At 57.5% G+C, this 19,558-nt stretch carries 18 protein-coding genes; 9 read left to right on the top strand and 9 right to left on the bottom strand.

Going from position 1 to position 19,558, the window contains the following annotated elements; genetic code table 11:
• Nucleotides 1-127: 127 nt before the first annotated feature.
• The 5 genes from E1180_RS14095 to E1180_RS14075 all read right to left on the bottom strand — a co-directional run bounded on the left by E1180_RS14095 (nt 128) and on the right by E1180_RS14075 (nt 4,897).
• Nucleotides 128-1,384 (bottom strand): FGGY-family carbohydrate kinase, encoded by a 1,257-nt coding sequence (locus tag E1180_RS14095; RefSeq protein WP_155191851.1) that lies wholly within the window; start codon nt 1,382-1,384, stop codon nt 128-130.
• Nucleotides 1,384-2,361, bottom strand: a complete 978-nt coding sequence (locus tag E1180_RS14090; protein WP_208997140.1) for a class II aldolase/adducin family protein — start codon at nt 2,359-2,361, stop codon at nt 1,384-1,386. The genes E1180_RS14095 and E1180_RS14090 overlap by 1 nt, the downstream gene beginning before the upstream one ends.
• Nucleotides 2,358-3,197 (bottom strand): TIGR01459 family HAD-type hydrolase, encoded by an 840-nt coding sequence (locus E1180_RS14085; protein ID WP_155191850.1) that lies wholly within the window; start codon nt 3,195-3,197, stop codon nt 2,358-2,360. Before E1180_RS14085 ends, E1180_RS14090 begins: the two co-directional genes overlap by 4 nt.
• A gap of 6 nt (nt 3,198-3,203) precedes the next feature.
• Nucleotides 3,204-4,136: an N-acyl homoserine lactonase family protein gene (locus tag E1180_RS14080; protein WP_155191849.1), complete on the bottom strand. Its 933-nt coding sequence runs from the start codon at nt 4,134-4,136 to the stop codon at nt 3,204-3,206.
• Between the two features lie 86 nt (nt 4,137-4,222).
• Nucleotides 4,223-4,897, bottom strand: a complete 675-nt coding sequence (locus tag E1180_RS14075; RefSeq protein ID WP_208997139.1) for a GntR family transcriptional regulator — start codon at nt 4,895-4,897, stop codon at nt 4,223-4,225.
• Nucleotides 4,898-5,009: 112 nt separating this feature from the next.
• Here E1180_RS14075 and E1180_RS14070 point away from each other — a divergent pair, with 112 nt between their 5' ends.
• From E1180_RS14070 to E1180_RS14045, 6 genes are all read left to right on the top strand, one after another.
• Entirely contained in the window at nt 5,010-6,095 is a 1,086-nt protein-coding gene (locus tag E1180_RS14070) for an ABC transporter ATP-binding protein (protein ID WP_155191848.1), read from the top strand.
• 33 nt (nt 6,096-6,128) lie between these two features.
• Nucleotides 6,129-7,457: an extracellular solute-binding protein gene (locus E1180_RS14065; protein ID WP_155191847.1), complete on the top strand. Its 1,329-nt coding sequence runs from the start codon at nt 6,129-6,131 to the stop codon at nt 7,455-7,457.
• Nucleotides 7,458-7,528: 71 nt separating this feature from the next.
• Complete coding sequence (locus tag E1180_RS14060; RefSeq protein WP_244314066.1) at nt 7,529-8,437, top strand: carbohydrate ABC transporter permease; 909 nt, start codon at nt 7,529-7,531, stop codon at nt 8,435-8,437.
• Between the two features lie 5 nt (nt 8,438-8,442).
• Nucleotides 8,443-9,372: a carbohydrate ABC transporter permease gene (locus E1180_RS14055; RefSeq protein WP_155191846.1), complete on the top strand. Its 930-nt coding sequence runs from the start codon at nt 8,443-8,445 to the stop codon at nt 9,370-9,372.
• A 3-nt stretch (nt 9,373-9,375) separates the two neighbouring features.
• Entirely contained in the window at nt 9,376-10,536 is a 1,161-nt protein-coding gene (locus E1180_RS14050; protein ID WP_155191845.1) for a Tm-1-like ATP-binding domain-containing protein, read from the top strand.
• Nucleotides 10,524-11,180 carry a class II aldolase/adducin family protein gene (locus E1180_RS14045; protein WP_155191844.1) on the top strand — a complete coding sequence of 219 codons (657 nt, stop codon included), beginning with the start codon at nt 10,524-10,526 and terminating at the stop codon, nt 11,178-11,180. Before E1180_RS14050 ends, E1180_RS14045 begins: the two co-directional genes overlap by 13 nt.
• A gap of 446 nt (nt 11,181-11,626) precedes the next feature.
• Here the strand turns inward: E1180_RS14045 and E1180_RS14040 are convergent, their stop codons facing one another.
• Genes E1180_RS14040 through iolD form a run of 4 tightly spaced genes read right to left on the bottom strand, consistent with a single transcriptional unit; the run spans nt 11,627 to nt 16,202 of the window.
• A complete protein-coding gene (locus tag E1180_RS14040) occupies nt 11,627-12,475 on the bottom strand; it encodes a class II fructose-bisphosphate aldolase (RefSeq protein WP_155191843.1) in 849 nt (282 codons plus the stop codon).
• A complete protein-coding gene (locus E1180_RS14035; RefSeq protein WP_155191842.1) occupies nt 12,472-13,314 on the bottom strand; it encodes a 5-deoxy-glucuronate isomerase in 843 nt (280 codons plus the stop codon). Before E1180_RS14035 ends, E1180_RS14040 begins: the two co-directional genes overlap by 4 nt.
• A gap of 48 nt (nt 13,315-13,362) precedes the next feature.
• Entirely contained in the window at nt 13,363-14,337 is a 975-nt protein-coding gene (iolC, locus tag E1180_RS14030; protein ID WP_155191841.1) for a 5-dehydro-2-deoxygluconokinase, read from the bottom strand.
• A complete protein-coding gene (gene iolD / locus E1180_RS14025; RefSeq protein ID WP_155191840.1) occupies nt 14,337-16,202 on the bottom strand; it encodes a 3D-(3,5/4)-trihydroxycyclohexane-1,2-dione acylhydrolase (decyclizing) in 1,866 nt (621 codons plus the stop codon). Before iolD ends, iolC begins: the two co-directional genes overlap by 1 nt.
• Nucleotides 16,203-16,346: 144 nt before the next feature.
• Between iolD and E1180_RS14020 the strand changes: the two genes are divergently transcribed.
• From E1180_RS14020 to E1180_RS14010, 3 genes are read left to right on the top strand one after another with little or no spacing between them, the layout of a single operon-like run.
• Nucleotides 16,347-17,450 carry a Gfo/Idh/MocA family protein gene (locus E1180_RS14020; RefSeq protein WP_155191839.1) on the top strand — a complete coding sequence of 368 codons (1,104 nt, stop codon included), beginning with the start codon at nt 16,347-16,349 and terminating at the stop codon, nt 17,448-17,450.
• Nucleotides 17,451-17,475: 25 nt separating this feature from the next.
• On the top strand, nt 17,476-18,369 hold the full coding sequence (locus E1180_RS14015) for a TIM barrel protein (RefSeq protein ID WP_155191838.1): 894 nt from the start codon (nt 17,476-17,478) through the stop codon (nt 18,367-18,369).
• Between the two features lie 11 nt (nt 18,370-18,380).
• Complete coding sequence (locus E1180_RS14010; protein WP_155191837.1) at nt 18,381-19,538, top strand: Gfo/Idh/MocA family protein; 1,158 nt, start codon at nt 18,381-18,383, stop codon at nt 19,536-19,538.
• Nucleotides 19,539-19,558: the final 20 nt, after the last annotated feature.

Raw genomic sequence — 19,558 nt, 5'->3', positions numbered from 1 at the left:
CTACCGCGGGAGGAGTTGAGTATTGGTGGATCCAAAGACCAACACTCAATCCGGGTCTCGGAAAGAAGGTAAATGAAAAAACAGGCAAGCATTCCAAGTGCAAGTCGAGCCGACCCGTCTTGGAATCCTAAAGCGTCACAAGCCGTGCCGCGCCGATCGAAGCTTCTGTGTGTTTGGAGACCGCGATTTTTAGTCCGAGAGCCCGTGATCTGATCTCAGTCCAGGCGGAGTTGGCGGAGCCTCCTCCTGCTGTGTAAACGGTCTCAGGGTAGCCCGCGCCCAGAGCTTCGATCTTTCGGTAACAGGTTGCTTCAATCCGGGCCATGCCCTCCAGCATTGCCTGAAGAAATACCACATCATCTTCTGGGCATGGTTCCAGTCTCGGGGCCAAGTCCGGATCATTGACCGGAAACCGTTCTCCAGCGTCCAGAAGGGGGTAGAAGTCCAGACCAGTGCTTTGGGCCGGGTCAATTGCCTGGCTCAGGGTTTGAAGCTGGTCATCGCTAAAGTGAGCCTTTAGCACCGCGCCGCCGCTGTTGGAGGCGCCGCCCGCCAGCCAGAGATCTCCTAGTCTGTGGGAATAAAGACCGATTTCGGGTGCATCGACCCGGATTGGCGACAGGTATTTTACCGCAATTGTCGACCCCAGCGAGGTGACCGCAACTCTTGGCTTGAGCGGGGCTGAGGCCAGAAACGCCGCAATGCTGTCTGTTGTCCCTGCGTGAACAGTCGTCTGCGGTGACAAACCAAAGTCACGCGCGATGTCAGGCGCCACTTCATCTAATTGTTCGCCAGGGGAATGAACGACCGGAAGAAGTGCAGGGTCAAAGACATGCTCAATCCAGTCAGGCCATTTTTCAGGGCCCGGGTCGAACCCGGTCTTTAAGGCGTTGTTGTAGTCCGACCGTCCGCCAACACCTGACAACTTGGCAACAATGAAGTCGGCCTGATGCATGAGGTGCGAAGGCTCGGACCGGGACAGTTTGTTGAGCCGCATCGCCCTTGCAAGAGCCGAGTTCCCACCTTTTGTGATGTGAGGGCCGGAGACATGGTCTGCGATAATTGCAGCTTCCGCCTCAAAACCCTTTGAATTATACATCAGACCCGGACTGGTCGGCCGCAGTTCTGTGTCTGTCAGAACCATCGTTCCGGATGTTCCATCGACCGCAATGCCTGAAATCTCGGATAAATCGCGGCCAAGAGCTCTGAGCGCTTGACCCTGCATTCTCAGGCACTGCCGGACCGCCTTCCACCATTTTTCGGCGTCAATGTTGGCCGGGTCCTGTGTCAGATGGGGCGTGCGCGCTTCAGAGATGAGCTCCCCATATTCCAGAACCGCCGTGCGCACTCCTGATGTGCCAATGTCGATGCCGAGTGCCAGCATCAGCGTTGCTCCGCAAGCGCCTGGCGGTATTTCTCGGCATCCCAATTGAGCAATTCCGCCTCTGCGTCCGGGCCAATCGGATCCACAGTCCAATCTGCGGGCAGGCGAGCGAGAACATCTGACAGGCAGCGTAACATTGCCTTTTGAGAGCTCGTTGCATCTTTGCGGATAAGTATTCCTTGTCCCTTGATCAAGATTGCTGGCGGAGCACCGTCATGGTCGCGGACAGGCAGCGCCGGACCGAGAAACACCACATGGTCCGGGTAGTACGTACCGGTAAGTGCCAGATCGGCAATTTGCGGATCGAAGGCAATCCAGCTCTCTTCAGACCAAACAAACCCTTCTGGTGCCGGATTGGCGGGATCTGCAGTCTTGTGTTTGAGCGGTGGCATCGCCAACCGGTTTTCAACCTCTTGTAGGAGGTCGCTGACCGCGTCCACGCTTTTTCCGCATACAATCAACCCATGATTTTGCAGCACCACTATTTGTGTTTCCGGCTTTATTCTTGCCAGGATTTCCCGCGTCAGCGGTAAGCCGGGTTTTGCATATGGAACCGTGACGAAGGGCATGTCAGCCAGCTTGTCTGCAAGCACCATCCGCCCTTCCGGACTGATCGCATGGGTGATTGTTGCCACCGAATGCGTGTGCGCGACCACCGCGTGATCCAATGCTGCGTGGAAGGTTGTCTCAATCGACGGCCTCAGTTTGAGCGCCGGGTCCAGTATGGTCGATTTGCAGCTTCCGTCTCCGTAGATTTCATGTGCCTCTGAGAGGGCCGCGGTTCGGTTGACGGCGACGAAAATATCCGCTGTTTCCGCGTTCGCAAGTTCTGTGCCCGACGCTTTGATCCACATGACAGCCCCGGACTTGATCGAGGTGTTGCCGCCTGGGCCTTGAACTTGAAGCGGATCTTGTCCCAGCCGGGCGGACAATGCGCGAAACGCAGGTGTCAGAAGTTCGGGCATTGTTCCGTTCATCGGAGGACCTCCAGTCTGTAGGTCGGAAACGGGGCGCTTTTTTCAGCACATAACCTGGCGAGTGTTGTGTCTGTATCTCCGGTCGAAAAGTCAGCGGCATATAAACCGCCCTGGATCAACACGCTGTCCCATCCGGCAGCGTCTGCTCCGGCAATGTCATGCTCCAGACTGTCGCCAACCATGAGCAATCGATCCGTACCGAGTGCTTGTGCCAAAGAAGCAAATACGGGCTTGAACGGTTTTCCGTAGAAAACGACATCACCTCCGGCAGCGGTGTAGACATCTGCAAGAGCTCCGGGAGACATGACGGTCTGGCCGCCGGCTCTCGGGCTGGCCTTGTCCGGATTGGAGCAATAGATGCGCAGGTGCCGGCTTGCGGCCTCTTCCAACAGTGGTTGCCAATCCGACAGGTTGGTGCCATCCGGTAGCCCCATCAACAACACGGCTTCTGCAGAATTCAGATCCGGCGTTAGGTCAATAGCAAGGTCCGTTGCCCACGCGCTGGCGTCGCCCGCCGTCCGTTCCACCGGGAAAAAGCGGCGTTCGGAAATCGTGCCATTCGCGATGTCCCTCCAAAGGGCTTCGCCGCTCGTCATGACACAGTCAAACAGCCCGCTGGGGAATCCCATGGCGGCGATGCGGGCCCGGTTGGGAGCTGCCCGTTTGCCGGAGTTCGACAGAACTGCAAGCCGGGTCCCTCGTGCCATAAGGTGCTTGAGGGCTGCGGCCGTGCCCGGATAGGCCGCGCTCCCGTCATGCAATACGCCCCACTGGTCCAGAACAATCGCATCATAGTCCGACGCAATCTCCGAAAGGGATTTGATGACTTGGGTCATCCGCGCTCAGTCTTCCATGTCCTCGGGTTTGGCCAAGCCCGAAATGTAGGCCTCCACGTCTTCCGGTTTCATAGCGGTGGCTTCTTTTTGTGCAGCCCCTGATGGCATGTCGCCAAAATAGAACTGGTAGCCAGGGATAACCTGACGCCGCTTCCGCAAAGGCATGCCCGCGTAAGGGAAAACGTCGGATCTGGCGTTTGCCTCATAATCATGACAGGGGAGGACATAGTCGGCGCGCTTGTCGAGTTCTTCGACCGATTTCCAGCCTTCGACCGAATTCACAAAACGCGCTGGTACCCAATACCGCCATTTCTCGGCCGGATTCGGTTCCAGGTTCCGTTCTTCAAAAATAGCGTCGCCACACACCACGATGTCGCCTGCGGTGGTCGCAACGCTGACCGCCATATGCCCAACAGAGTGCCCAGGCGTATGAAACATTGTGATTCCAGGAAGGACTTCGCATTCATCTGCAACGGCCTCGAAAACGCAGCCGGCATAGGCCGGTTCTATCCCTAGGATCCCGCATTCATAGGTGCGGTAATAAAGCGGGAGAGGGTTATAAGCCATTTCGATTTCGGCCTTTGGGGCGATGTATCGGGCGTTTTTGAATTCCTTCATATTCTGCACGTGGTCCCAATGCAGATGGGTGAAGACGATTGCATCGATTTCGTCCGGATGTACACCAAGCTTTTGTTCAAGGTGTTCGTGCACCTGCAGACATCCGCGTTTCTCACAGTTGTGGTGATATTTGCTCGCCCGCTCCTGATCCGGCAACCCGGTATCAATGAGGATCTTGTGTTCGCCGGTGTCGACGTAATGACAGAAAACGGGTTGCCATTTCTTCCTGCCGGCGGGTCCCTTCCAGAAAATGTAGGTGCCCAGATCGCCGTGGAGCCATCCGGTGTTGATCGGGTAGATTTTTGTCTCGGCAACGCCCATCGGCTTCTCCCAACAAGAGGTTGTTATTTTGCATACAAAAATATGTTTTGCATGCAAAAGCAAGAGCAAAGTTCTTCTTGGAGGTGTCAGTTTGCTTTCAGGGTCTCTAGAAAGCTCACGGCCATGTGGTCCCGCATGCTTTTCGATGCGGCCGCCGCGTCTTTGGAGAAAATGCTGTCCAAAAGTGCCTGATGGCTTTGGGCGGAGGAGAGGAGGTCTTCGCGGCTGGCGAATTTCTTTGCGCGGAAGGGGCCGGTTCTTTGCCGAAACTCCGATGCGATTTCTGCCATATAGGGGTTGCCCGTGGCCTTGTAGATGGCCTGATGGAAGGCTTCATTTGCTCTAAGGTATTCTGTGCGGTCGCCCGCCTCAGCGGCTTTCACGCAGCCTGCTTGAGCCGCTTCGATTTCAGATCTGGACAAAAAATCAAGTCTTTGGGCAACGATCCTTGCGCAGGCGGCTTCTATTTCATGCATGGCCTCAAACATCTGGCTTAGCTGTTCACGGCTGTATTCCGCCACGAACACGCCGCGCTTTTCCCCCTGAACCAGGACGCCTTGAGCGGTCAATCTTGAAAGCGCTTCCCGCACAGGCGTGCGGGAAGCGCCAAACCGGCTCGCAAGGCCGGCTTCATCAAGCCGCTGTCCCGGGGCGAGTTCACCTGCTCCGATCTCCTCCAGCAGGCCGCGCTCAATGCGTTGTACGGCCGAAACTGACTGCTTGTTCTCTGTGTTTGTCGAGCCTGTTAGCATGCTTTGCATTCCGTCTTCCGCGAACATCGAGTGACACTATATTACAAAAAAAACCTATTTTGCATATTTACAAATTGATTTGCATACAAAATAGTATCCCGAACGTAGGAGGCGTCCATTTATGCCGCAAATTCGCTTACAGAACCTCGTCAAGCGCTACGGCCACCTAGAGGTTCTGCACGGAATAGACTTACAAATGGCGGAGAACGAGTTCACGGTTCTTGTCGGCCCTTCTGGATGTGGAAAGTCCACAACCTTGCGGATGATCGCGGGTCTGGAAACGGTTTCGGACGGCGAGATCTTTTTCGGTGACCAGCCAGTCAGTCAGTTGGAGCCGAAAGATCGCGGTCTGGCAATGGTCTTTCAGGACTATGCGCTCTACCCGCACATGGATGTTGCTCACAACATTTCTTTTGCGCTGCGCCTTCAAAAAAGGCCGAAAGAGGAGATCAAGGCCAAGGTCAAGGAAGTCGCCGAAATTGTTGGTCTCACCGACTATCTGCAGCGCAAGCCCGGAGCGCTTTCGGGAGGTCAAAGGCAACGGGTTGCAATGGCGCGGGCGCTCGCAAAGGACAGCGAGATTTTTCTGTTCGACGAACCGTTGTCGAACCTTGATGCCAAGCTGAGGGGGCAGATGCGCGCCGAATTGGCGATCATGCGGCAACGGGTCCAAAAAAATATGATCTATGTCACCCATGATCAGATCGAGGCGATGACACTTGCGGATCGGATCGTTGTGATGAGCGACGGCTACATCCAGCAACAAGGATCTCCGGAAGAGCTTTTCAAGCACCCCGCAAACAAGTTTGTCGCGGGGTTCCTGGGCTCGCCGCCGATGAACTTCCTGGATTCCGAACTGATTGATCTGGATGGCACGCTCTATGCTGTGGGTGAGGGGTTTCGGATCGCCATTCCGGCGGAAAAGGCCCATGCCCTTGATCAGTCTGATAAGGCGGTCACCCTTGGCATTCGCCCGTCAGATCTCAGTTACGCCCCGGATGCGCCGCCAGGTCTTGGCCTCGATCTGGAGGTGATCGTTTCAGAATATGTTGGCGCACAATCAGTTCTCTTGTGCGTTTGCGGCCAGGCCAGCGTCACGGTGGAGTTAAAATCGGAAACACCGATCGCGTTGGGGGAGACACTCAGGTTTGCGGTCAGACCTGAGGGCATTCATCTGTTTGACCGCAAAACAGGAACGGCGCTGTAGCGCCCGCAATGGAGCCGAACGGGAGGAACTCCAATGTTGAAAGTCTTAAGACAGGCGTCTCTTGGCGTCGTGTCAGCGCTCGCCCTTACAACGGCTACGCTGGCCAATCCTTACGAGGAATACGCAGGTGAAACCCTGATCGTGAATTTTCCTGCGCACCCCCATTTTGATGCTGTGATGAAAATCCTACCGGAGTTCACAAAGGAAACCGGCATCGAGGTTGAAGTTGACCAACTGCCTTACCTCAAGATGCGGGAGCGCCAAACCCTCGAACTGGCGCAAGATGAGGGCGAATATGATCTGATTGCCTACGTGGTGTTCTCGAAAGCCGATTATGTCTATGCGGACCAGCTTGAAAATTTGGCGCGCTATTTCATGAACCCGAAACTTGCTGATCCGGCATACGATGCCGACGATCTGATTGACGGCTATGTCTACAACATCGGTTTCGCCGGCGGCAACAAGGGCTATCTAGAAGGTAAGACGGGGTCGCTTTTTGGTATTCCATATGGATCAGAAACATCTGTCCTCGGATACCGAAAGGATATCTTCGACAAGCACGGTCTCAAGGTGCCCGAAACATATGAGGAACTTCTTGAGATCGCGTGCAAGATCCCTGAACTGGAACCGGGTATGGGGGGATTGTCCTCGCGTGCGGCATCCGGTCACCACGCCTCGCATGCGTTTCTGCTTCATCTTGCTCCGCTCGGCGGCCGGATCTTTGACGATCAATGGAATCCAATCGTGAACAATGAAGCCGGGGTCCAGGCGGCAAATGCATTGAAGACGATCGTGGATTGCGGCCCCGAGGGCGCAGCTTCCTTCGGCTTTGGCGAGGCTCTTGGGTCCTTCCTGAACGGTGACACGGCGATGTTCCTGGACACCACCGTGGTGGCAGGTCAGATCAATGACCCAGCCAAGAGCCAGGTGGTTGGCAAAGTCGGCTGGGCGATGCATCCGATGGGCGTGCGCCGTGGCTCGCAGACCGGTGGTTTCGGTATCGGTATCCCCAAAAACGCAGAACACAAGGAAGCAGCCTTCCTGTTGATGCAATGGTTGACGTCAAAGCATGGTGACAAGCTGGTTGCCATGCAGGGTGGCAATCCATCGCGCTTCTCCACGCACGCAGATCCTGACGTCAATGAGAAGTTTCCACACATGGGGACATTCGGGGAAGCTCTGAAACATGCGGATCCGGATTGGCGTCCGATCATCCCGGTATGGGGCAAGATCAATGCGGATCTCGGGACCACATTGTCCAAGGTCCTGACCGAAGACCTGGATGTACAAGAAGCGCTTGACGGTGTGGCCGAGCGAACAAAAGCTGTGATGGACGAAGCCGGTTATTACACCTGGCAGTAAGCTCCACCACCCGCGCAGCCCGGTTTCCCCTTCGGGCTGCGCACCCTTTATTCAGTTTCGGAGCGATCATCTTGCGTGCGCAAACCCTCAATCGGGCTACGCCATACATGTTCATGGCGCCGGCTGCCATAATCATGGCCATCGCGCTGCTCTATCCGCTCGGGTACATGATTTACGGATCGTTCCGGGATTGGAACCCAAGCCAGAGTATCGGCGAAAGCGAATTCGTTGGCTTGAAGAACTACATCACCTTGTTTTTCGATCCTGCCTTTCGCGAAAGCCTTTCCGTTACCCTAACGTTTGCTTTTGTTGTTGTCGCTGCCGAGATGGTCCTCGGTGTCGGTTTGGCGCTGCTGTTGGATCGCAACATCCGCGGCATGTCTGTCTTGCGGACGCTTTTCATCCTGCCGATGATGATCGCCCCGGTCGTGGTCGGCCTGATGTGGCGCTACATGTACCACCCAACAGTTGGCACGTTTAACACGATGTTGAAGTCCTGGGGGTTCGACGGGATCGATTGGCTGGGCCAAAACGCCCTCCTTTCCGTGATAATTGCCGATGTATGGCAATGGACCCCTTTCATTTTCATCCTTGCCCTTGCCGCGCTCCAGTCGCTGCCAAGGTCTGCCCTGGAAGCGGCCCGTATTGATGGCGCGACTGCCTGGCAGCAAATCATCCACATCAAGCTGCCGTTGATGATGCCGGTTCTAATCGTCACCGGGCTCCTGCGATTGATTGATGCTTTCAAGGTGCTGGAGGTGATCCTCGTCATGACCGAGGGTGGACCGGGCTTGTCGACCGAAATTGTCGCGTTGCGGATATCCCGCACGGCCACAGAGTTCAGGGAGCTTGGGGTCGCTGCAGCGATGTCGAACTATCTGTTGATGCTGCTCTTATTGCTGACAGTCGCAATGTTCGCAATCACACGCCTGCAAGAGGCCCGTGCCCAACGCGCGGCCAGGCAAATTCAGGAAGATTGACCGGCATGCAGTACGAACGACAAAATCCCGCTTTCTATGCCCTTTTAGCGGCTCTGATCTTCATGTCAGTCGGCCCAATCCTGCTGATGTTTGTTAACTCGTTCAAGCTTGACGTGGACATCATCGGGGGCCGGACAGGTTTGCTTTTTCTGCCCACAATCCGCAATTACGAAACCGCGCTGTGTGATGTGTTGTGGTACGAGCCTGATCATCTCGACTTCTGTTCACTGAAGTTCGGCGGAGCGTTCATCAATTCCTTGATCATTGCACTGGCGTCCACAGTGATTACGCTGGTGATCGGCTGCATGGCTGCCTATGCCCTTGTGCGGTTCCGCTTCATGGGACGAGATACGATCTCCCTGTCAACGCTGATGGTAAGAATGGTTCCGCCCGCCGTTTTGCTGGTGCCGGTCTTCGGGCTCTGGAACAATGAATTCTGCATCGACAAAGCGACAATGGTCGGTGGCTGGATCAGGGATACCTTCGGGGGGCGGGGCGATGTTTGCCTTGCCGGCACCCATTCCGGGATCATTCTGGTTTATGTCGCAATGAATCTACCGTTTGTGATCTGGATTCTTCAAAGCTTCATTGTGCAGGTGCCGCGATCTCTGGAGGAGGCGGCGCGTGTGGATGGTGCCGGCCCATTCCAGGTCTTTTTCAAGATTGTGCTGCCACTGATCAAACCGGGTCTTGCAGCTGCTGCCATCTTCACATTCCGCATTGCCTGGAACGAATACTTGTTGGCCTCGGCCCTGTCTGACCGCAACACCAAAACGGTGCCCATTCTGATTGTAAACAACATGTCCGAATTCAACGTTGAATGGGGTGTGATCATGGCTACCGGCATGTTGCTTGCGATCCCGCCGATCATTTTCACACTGTTTGCCAGCCGCCAGATCATCACCGGAATGACTGCGGGCGCGGTCAAGGGCTAGGTCATGGCGCAGGTTCTGGTGTTAGCGACACTGCAGACGAAACAGGCCGAGGCTGATTTCCTCATCACACAGTTGACTGACTGTGGTGTGTCTGCGCGCGTTGTCGATATTTCTCTGCAGTCGAAGGGTGAGATCCTCGATGGCGCCGGAAAACGTCAGGCCATGGACCAGGCAGCCTTGAATGTTCTTCAGGATGTCGCGGCGGCGGCGAGCGGTGAGACGGAAGTCGTCCTGGGGATTGGCGGCGGTACGGGCGGCGAAATCGCCTTTCGGGTGCTCCGTGCGTTGCCGATCACGTTTCCCAAGATCCTGGTCACCACACTCCCGTTTGATCCCCGCGCCGTTGTTGCGGACAACTCCATCATTCTGGTGCCAACGCTGGCTGATATTGCCGGCTTGAATGCCATTTTGCGTGAAGTCCTGGAAAATGCAGCTCTCATCGCTGCCGGCTTGTGCCGGAAGGAGCGAAAAGGCGAGCTTGTCGATGTTACACCGTCGATCGGCATTACTGCGCTTGGCGCGACAGATGGAGCAGTTGCCCCACTGGTTTCTGAGCTTTCAAAGCGCGGACAGGAAAGCACCGTTTTTCATTCCAACGGTTACGGTGGCGCCGCGTTTGCCCGGTTCGCTGCACATGGGGCCTTCAATGCGATCATCGACCTGACCCCTCATGAACTGACCCGGATCCATCTTGCCGGCGCTCATGTCGACATGCCGGATCGTTTCGTCGCTGGCGGCGATCTGCCCCGGATCGTTCTGCCGGGCGCTTTAAATTTCATCGGCCTCGGCCAGAAGACGCTGGTCCAAAGCGAGTACCTGTCCCGGCCTCACTATGAACACTCCGGGTTTTTTACGCATGTGAAGGTGACGGATGAAGAGATGAAGCTCGTTTGCCTGCGGCTTGCTGAAAGCCTAAACAGCCTTGATGGCCCCTGCGCAATAATTGTCCCAATGGGTGGGTTTTCTCATCAAGACCGGCCGGGAGGCCCCATTGAAGACCCGGCGTTGCGGGAGGTGTGTTTCGATACGCTTAAAGCGTCTCTGAACCCGGATATTCAGCTTCATCGTCTTGATGCGCATCTTTTTGCGCCGGATGTGACAAATGCAATTCTCGAGACATTGACCGTGCTTACGAGCGAAGAGGTTGGACCATGCAGGACCTGACAGCCAAGAAAGACGCCTTGATTGCAACAGCAAAACGGTGCTTCGACTTGCGCCTTCAGACCAATGCTGGCGGGAACCTTTCCGTGCGCCTTGAGAGTGCGGACGCGATCGTGATCAAGCCGTCCGGGATTGGTTTCAACGAGTGCACACGTGACAACCTGCAGGTGGTTCATCTGGACGGAACCATAGAACCGTCGGACCACAAGCCCTCAAAGGACCTGGGGTTTCATCTCGATCTCTATCGAATTCGGGCCGATATCAAGGCGGTTGTCCATTGCCACAGCCCCTGGGCGACCGGTTATGCCAGCGCCGGGGTCGAGATCCCGTGCCTAACGGTTCAAACCATAGAAAAGATCGGAAGGATGCCGTTGATCCCACTGTCACCACAGGGCGGACCGCAAACGGAAATCGAAATCAGTCCGGTCTTCGAGGATCCCAAGGTGGTGGCTGCCGTGCTTGCCAACCATGGAACAATCGGTGTCGGTTCCTCGTTGATGAAGGCGCAGTATCTCGCCGAAATCATAGAGGAAACAGCACATATTGCCTTTGTTCGAGATGCCGTGATGGCGGCTCATGGAAAGAAAGTTGCTGATCTTCCGCGGTTTGGAACCGCAGCCGATGCAGATGCGAGCGCCCCTGATTGACCATCGAGCTTGTTGCATTTTCCATCAGCTGTTGGATGTCGGTATGAAGCGGTATGCTCCTAAACCAGGTCATCGGCCTCGCATGCATCCATGCCCATTTCCCAGGTTGTCTTCAGCACTCTGATTTTGAAAATCTCGTGCGCCTGACATTTTGCTCAGGCCTGAACACATCGTTGGCCTTCAACCCCGGTCAAGTCCCGATCCGTCACCCGTCTTCCAGAACCTTTTTCACCCGCGCGCGGGCGTTTTCGTTGGCTTCGTTTTTCGCGAGCTCAGTTCTGAGGCGTAGGACAAATGGCAGGGTATCGTCGCTGAATGTCCGGACGGGGAGAGGGGGCTCGGCCCAATCCGGTCATTCGTTCCGACCGCAGCGAACGTCCGCTTCCCGCCCAACTCGGACTTCTGCTTTCTTTGCGGGGCAGCCGATTTCAGGACTCTTTCCGGGATTAGGACGGTTGTGGTTTTGAGAGCCCGCCAAAGGCCTGGAGCACGGTGCTGGCTGCGGCGACCATGGGGTCATGGGTTTCGGACAGGATGGCGACCCGGTCGAAGCGGTCCGGATCCCGGTTGACGGCCTCGCGCATGGCCGTGCCAAACGCCTTGCGCAGTTCCGTACCAATATTGAACTTGCAGATGCTGGTTTGCCGCGCGAGCCGCTGGCGCTGGGCAACTGGAACGCCCGAGCCGCCATGGATCACGAGCGGAATTTGAGTCAGGGCCTCAATCGCGCTGATGCGCGCCTCATCCAGACCGCCTTCCTTGTTTTCCTGCAGGTGGACATTGCCAACGGAGATCGCCATGGCATCGACGCCGCTTTGGGCTGCGAATGTTTGAGCTTCCTGCGGATCTGTGCCTTCCGACGCATCGCCCTTGGCATAGCCGACAAAGCCGATCTCGCCCTCGCAGGATATGCCCGCCCCATGGGCGAGCTCTGCAATGCGCGCGGTCTCGTCGATGTTCTGGGCGAGCGGCTTGCGGGACCCGTCATACATGAGCGAGGTGAAACCGCTGTCCAGCGCTTCCAGGCATTCCTCATAGGTGTAGCCGTGGTCAAGATGGGCAACGACCGGAACACTGGCGCCTTCCGCCAAGTGCCGGAACATCTTTCCCAAAATGGGGAGCGGCGTGTGCTTGCGGCAGGAGGGGCCCGCCTGCAGGATCACCGGAACGCCCTCTGCTTCGGCGGCAGCCACATAGGCGCGCATGTCTTCCCAGCCGAGGGTGACCAGCCCGGCCACCGCATATCCGTCCCGCAAGGCCGGCTGGAGAACGTCGCTCAGTGTTGCCAGCGTCATTTGAACTTGGCCACCATGTCCTTGATCCCCGGGATGGTCTCGATCTGATAGGCGTGGGTCGGCTGGAAATACTGGACCAGGGACCGCTGGCTGAGGCCGCCCAAAATGGTGAAGTAGTACATCTCATAGCCGGGCATGACGGCACAGGGGTGATAGCCCTTGTCGATCATGAACGTGGAGCCATCCATCAGCTGATAGGCTTCGCCCGGAACGCCTTCCTCGCGCTGTAGGATCTGGACCCCGGACCCATGTTTGGGCCGGAAGCGGAAATTGTAGGTCTCGTCATGCCGGGTTTCATGGGGCAAGCGGTCGGTATCATGTTTGTGGGCGGGAAAGCCGGACCATCCGCCCTGGCCCACGGTGAAAAGCTCACTCACCAGCAGGCGGCCAACCTTGCCATGTTGTTTCTGCCCCAGAATATGCTTGATCTTGCGATGCGTCTTGGTGTCGTCGGAGCCATATTGCACCAGGTCAATGTCGGCGGTGCGCACGTCGAAGGGCTCCAGCACCTGATCAAATTTCGCACCGGCGATGAATGTCTCGGTCTCATCCGACGTGCAGATGATTGTGACCTTGGCGCCGACGGGGATATAGACGCCTTCCGGCTCGCCGTCCCAGACATCTTCACCGCGATTGCCGAGCGTTTCGAATGTCATGCCTTCGACTTCAACCGTCACGGTTCCCGTGGCCGGTACAATGCAGGTTTCATACCCAGGCACCTGATACTGAAAGGCTTCCCCTTTTTTCAGCTTCACGATGTTGAAGTAGTTGAGCGGAACCAGCGGGTTGTCGATGTCAACAATCGGTTTGTTCTGGTTGTCATGCGGAGCGATATGCATGGGACGTTCCTTTGTGCAGGTGTCGGGCCTTTATGCAGGTGGCGGCCTTTATGCTGGCGTCGGGCCGGGGTGAGAGGCCAGGAACGCCTCCAGTTCGGTCTTGTCGGGCATGGCGGGGGCGCATCCGGGTTTTGCAACGACAATCGATGCACAGGCGGAGCCGCGCAAAACGGCGTCCTTCAAAGAGAAGCCATCAGCAATAGACGTCACCAATCCGCTCATGAAGCTGTCGCCGGCACCATTGGGCTTGAGCGCCTCGACGGGATAAATGCCGGTCTTGAATTCGCCCTCCCGGGTGATCGTGATCGCGCCGTCTTCGCCCATCTTGTAGATGACCAGTTCGGCCGTGGTGCGCACGAGCTCGCGGGCCTTGTCGAGGCCCTTGTCGTAGCCGCCTGCCATGAAGCCGAATTCGACATCATTGCCGACAATCATCTCGCATTGCGCGGCAGCGCGGGAGAGAACTTCGGCGGCAACCTCTGGGGAAGGCCAGGAATAGGGCCGGTAGTCGACGTCGAAAATCAGCGGCAGGCCGGCAGCCTTGGCAAGTTCGAATGCCTGAAAAGCCGCGCTGCGTGAGGGTTCTGCGGCAAAGACCGTGCCCGCCGTGATGAGCGCGCTGTAGCTGGTGTAATCAACGCTCGCGACATCCGCGTCATCCATCTGGAAGTCGGCAGCCCCGTTCCGGTAGATCACATTGCGGTGGCCTTCGACGACGGATTCGTAAAAGGCAAGGGAATTCCGGTATTCGCCGCCAACCGGCGTGACGTGCGTTGTGTCCACGCCATAGTGCTTCAACTGGCCGATACAGTAGCTGCCGACGCTGTCATCGGAGACCCGGGTGACGAGCGCTGCCTTGCCGCCGAGCTTGCAAATGCCCGCGCCGATATTGGCCGCCGACCCGCCCAGGCCGACACTGATCCGCTGGGCATCTTCGGCCCGGACACCGGCGTCGGTGTAAAAATCGATCCCCGCGCGGCCAACAACCACGAAGTTGTTTTTTGCGATTGCCTCGAGAAGCATCAGATCCCCCGGCGCTGTTTGGAGCGGGTGGACTCCCAGTCTTCGTGCGCAGCGCGCACCTTGTCGCTGTCTGTCACATGCGGCGTACCGACCTCCCACCAGGTGTGGCCTTCCGTGGTCCAGCCCTCATAGGCATCGACCTTCATGGAAATTACATAGGTCTTTGTGGCAGCTTTGGCGCGCTTGAACGCTTCGCCAAGTTCCGCCGGATTTGAGACGGTCTCGGCAATGGCGCCCATGGAGGCCGCATGGGCTTCGAAATCGACCGCAAAGGGTTCGGGAACAGTCGGGCAATCTTCGATCAGGTTGTTGAAGCTCTCGTTGCCGGTGTTGTTCTGCAGTTTGTTGATGACCGCGAACCCGCCATTGTCCAGCACCAAAATGATCATCTTCTTCCCGGTCAGGACCGAGGAGTAGATGTCGGAGTTCATCAGGAGATACGACCCGTCGCCGGTAAAGACGATGGTGTCCCTGTCCGGCTCGCGCTCGGCCTGGGCAATCCGGGCGCCCCATCCGCCGGCGATTTCATAGCCCATGCAGGAATAGCCGAACTCCACATCCACCGTGCCAATGCCGAGTGTCCGCCAGTTGGCTGTCACTTCGGCGGGAAGGCCGCCTGCAGCTGCCACGATCCGGTCCCGCGGGTCACACAGTGCGTTCACAACGCCAATGGCTTGAGCGTAGGAATTGGGCCGGTTGCCGGAAGACACGTTGTCGGCAACGTAAGCATCCCAGGCCTTGCGTTCGTCTGCGGCCGTGTTTGTCCAGGCCGATGGCGCCTTATAACCGGCTATTGCATCCTTTAGGGCAAGCAGCGCGAGCTTCGCATCACTGACGACCGGCAGAGACATATGCTTTCCGGCATCATGACGTGCTGCGTTGATCGAGATAAACCGTGCGTCTTGCGCGAATGCGGTCCAGGATCCGGTGGTGAAGTCCTGCAAACGGGTGCCAACCGCCAGAATGACATCGGCCTTTTCGGCCAGCTTGTTGGCGCTGTCAGAACCGGTCACGCCAATCGGACCGGCATTCAGCGGGTGCGTTGCCAGCAGATTTGCGCGGCCGGCAATGGTTTCAACCACAGGGATCTGATGAGCCTCCGCAAACGCGGTCAGTTCGGCAACCGCACCGCTGTATTGAACGCCGCCGCCTGCAATGATCAACGGGCGTTCAGCGGATTTCAGCAGTGCAGCAGCATCTGCAATCTCGCGCTCATCAGCGCTAATGCGCCTGATCCGGTGAAGGCGGCGTTCGAAGAAGGCCTCTGGATAATCATAGGTCCAGCCCTGAACATCCTGCGGCAGGCCGAGAAAAGCGGGGCCGCAATCACCGGGATCAAGCATGGTCGCAAGGGCCGCCGGCAAGGACTGAATGATTTGCGCCGGGTGGGTGATCCGGTCCCAATAGCGTGTCACCGCCTTGAACGCATCATTTACACCCAGCGTCGGGTTGTTGAAGTGTTCGAGCTGCTGCAGCACCGGATCGGGAAGACGCGTGAGGAACGTGTCGCCGCACAGCATCAGCATTGGCAACCGGTTCGCATGCGCCAGGGCTGCCGAGGTCAGAAGATTTGACGTGCCGGGGCCTGCGCTGGCCGTGCAGAAAATGAAGCGCTGGCGCAGCCATTGCTTTGCATAGGCAGCCGCTGCAAAGCCCATGCTTTGCTCGTTCTGGCCGCGATACAGGGGCAAATCAGCTTTGTGATTGTAGAGCGCTTCCCCGAGGCAGGTGACGTTGCCATGGCCGAATATGCCGAAGCCGCCGCCGCAAATGCGCATCTCTTTGCCATCGATTTCGATGAACTGGTTTGCCAGGTAGCGGATAATGGCCTGCGCAGTCGTGAGCTTAACCGTTTTGGTGCTCATCGCTGTCTCTCCCCGAAACGTGTTTTGCCGCAAGGCGAGCGATTGCCGCTTGCGCGTTGTTGGATCTCAAGATACAAATTTTGCAACCGGTTGCAAATCTTTTTCGAAAGCGTAAACAGCAAGACCGGATTAAGGGAGCGGAGAATGGCGGAGATCGGGATTGGCATCCTCGGTGGCGGCTATATGGGCAAGGCCCATGCCGTCGCCATGTCGGCTGTCGGTGCGGTGTTTGGCACTGCCTTGCGGCCCCGCCTGGAAATGGTGTGCGCCAGCTCCCTGGCCTCGGCGGAACGGTACCGGGAGGCTTTCGGGTTTCGCCGGGCTGCCAAAGACTGGCAACAGCTTGTCGAGGATCCCGCGGTCGAGGCGATTGTCATCGCGTCGCCGCAGTCGACCCACCGGGCGGCGGCTGAAGCGGCGTTTGCGCTCGGCAAGCCCGTCCTTTGCGAAAAACCCATGGGCGCGACGCTGGAAGATTCCGAGGCCATGGTCCAGGCCGCCGAGCAGAGCGGCTGTGTGAACATGGTCGCCTATAACTATATCCGCACACCCGCCAGCCAGCATGCCCGCAAACTGATCGCGGACGGCGTGATTGGCGATGTCACCTGGTTCCGGGGTGAGCATACCGAGGACTTTTATGCCGATCCAAAGGCGCCGGCCACGTGGCGCACGCAAGGGGATGCCAATGGCACCATGGGCGATCTTGCGCCGCATATGATCAATGCGGCGCTCGCGCTTGTCGGACCAGTTGCCGGGGTCATGGCGGAAATCGAGCGGGTCCATGAAGACAGACCCGGCGGCAAGGTCACCAATGATGACCACGGCCAGATGATGACCAGGTTTCAGAACGGGGCCATGGGGCACATGTATTTCAGCCGGATCGCGACCGGCCGCAAGATGGGATACGCCTATGAAATAACCGGAACCAAGGGGGCGATCCGCTTTGATCAGGAGGATCAAAACGCCCTGTGGCTCTATCTGATGGACGACCCGGAAGCAGAACGCGGTTTCCGGAAAATTCTGACCGGACCTGCCCATCCAGACTATCTGCCCTTTTGCCAGGGGCCGGGGCATGGAACCGGGTACCAGGACCAGATCATCATTGAGGCCAAGGATTTTCTGGAGGCGATTAATTCCGGGAAATCCATCTGGCCAACTTTCCGGGATGGCCTGGAGGTCAAACGTATCGTCGATGCGGCCATGACGTCATCGCGGACAAAATCCTGGCAATCGCTGCCATCCACATAAATGCACGATCTGAAAGGCTCGCAAGATGAGCATTAGAATTGGCAATGCGCCCTGTTCCTGGGGTGTTGAGTTTCCTGACGATCCCCGGAATCCGGCCTGGAAGACGGTGTTGAAGGAGTGCGCGGGCGCCGGGTACAAAGGTATCGAGCTCGGCCCGGTCGGTTTCATGCCGGAAGACCCTTCAATCCTGTCGGACGCTCTGGCGGAGTATGAGCTTGAGTTGATCGGCGGCGTTGTGTTCCGTCCGTTTCATGATCCGGGTGCCTGGGACAATGTCCTCGACGGAACCCACAGGACGGGCAAGGCCCTGGTTGCTCATGGGGCCAAGCACATGGTTCTGATTGATTCCATTTCTCCGCGCCGTGCGCCGACCGCAGGCCGTCCTGATGAGGCGGAGCAAATGGATGCAGCCGAATGGACTGCATTCCGGGGCCGGATCGCGGAAGCCGCAAAGATCGGGTCCGAGGAGTATGGGCTCACCGTCGGGATGCACGCGCATGCCGCCGGGTTCATCGACTTTGAACCGGAACTGGAGCGTCTGCTGGACGAAGTTGACGAAAAACATCTCAAGATCTGCTTCGATACCGGCCACCATTCCTATGCCGGATTTGATCCGGTGGCCTTCATGGAGCGCCATATCGCGCGGATTTCCTACATGCACTTCAAGGACATCGATCCGAAAGTGAAGGCGGATGTGGTTGCCAATCGGACCGGCTTCTACGATGCATGCGGACAGGGGATCTTCTGCAATCTGGGCGATGGCGATGTCGACTTTCCGAAGGTCCGGCAGATCCTGCTGGACAACGGGTTTGAGGGCTGGTGCACCGTCGAGCAGGATTGCGACCCGACTCTTGATGTGTCGCCCATCGATGACGCGCGGGCGAACCGCGGGTATCTGGAATCCATCGGCTTCAATTAAGGATTTCTTCCATGGCACGTTTGAATTGGGGCATGATCGGCGGCGGTGAAGGCAGCCAGATCGGACCGGCACACCGTCTTGGCGCGGGGCTCGACGGCGCGTTTTCGTTCGTCGCCGGCGCGCTTGATCACCGGCCCGAAGCCGGGCGCGATTACGGCCAGCGTTTGGGTCTTGCGGCTGATCGCGCCTATGGGGACTGGCGCGAGATGCTGTATGGCGAAAAAGGGCGCGATGACCGGATAGACCTGGTCACCGTCGCAACGCCGAATGCCACGCATTTCGAAATCACCAAGGCTTTTTTGGAGGCCGGGTTCCATGTGCTGTGCGAAAAGCCCATGACGATGACGGTGGCAGAAGGCGAGGAAATTGTCCGGATTGCGAAGGCCGCCGGTACCATTTGCGCGGTCAATTATGGATATACCGGCTACTCGCTCGTTCGGCATATGAAGGCGATGGTTGCGCGGGGCGATCTCGGCAAGATCCGGCTGGTGAAAGCCGAATTCGCTCATGGCCACCATGCGGATGCAGCCGATGCCGACAATCCCCGCGTGCGCTGGCGCTATGATCCGGCGCAGGCCGGTGTGTCCGCGCAGTTTGCCGATTGCGGCATTCATGCCTTGCATATGGCCTCCTTCGTCACTGGTCAGGAGGTGGAGCGCCTATCTGCCGACACGGTGTCCTGCATCGAAAGCCGTGTTTTGGAAGACGATGCGATGGTCAATTTCCGAATGGATGGCGGGGCTGTTGGACGGCTTTGGACATCGTCCGTTGCGATTGGCCGCCAGCACGGCCTTACCCTGCAGGTTTTCGGCGAAAAGGGCGGGTTGCGCTGGTCGCAGGAACAGCCGAACCAGCTCTACTGGATGCCACTCAATGGGCGTCTTGAGGTCATTGAACGGGGTGAGGGCAACCTTTCACCAGAGGCAGACCGCACATCGCGTGTCACCATTGGGCACGCAGAAGGCATGCCTCTTGCTTTTGCCAACATCTACACGGACCTGGCCGAGGCAATCAGGGCGCGGAAGGAGGGGAGGGCAATGGATCCTGCGGCCGATCTTTATCCGCGCGCCGAAGATGGTCTAAGGTCCATGGCGGCTGTCTTTGCAGTCGCAGAATCTGGCAAAGCCGAGGGTGTTTGGACAGACGCCCGCCCGCCAATGTTCAGATAGGTTGATGGATTGGTGCCCGG

Origin of the sequence: Roseibium denhamense, assembly GCF_009711415.1 — a bacterium.
GTDB classification, from domain to species: domain Bacteria; phylum Pseudomonadota; class Alphaproteobacteria; order Rhizobiales; family Stappiaceae; genus Roseibium; species Roseibium denhamense.
This window is presented reverse-complemented; position numbering and strand designations above follow the sequence as displayed.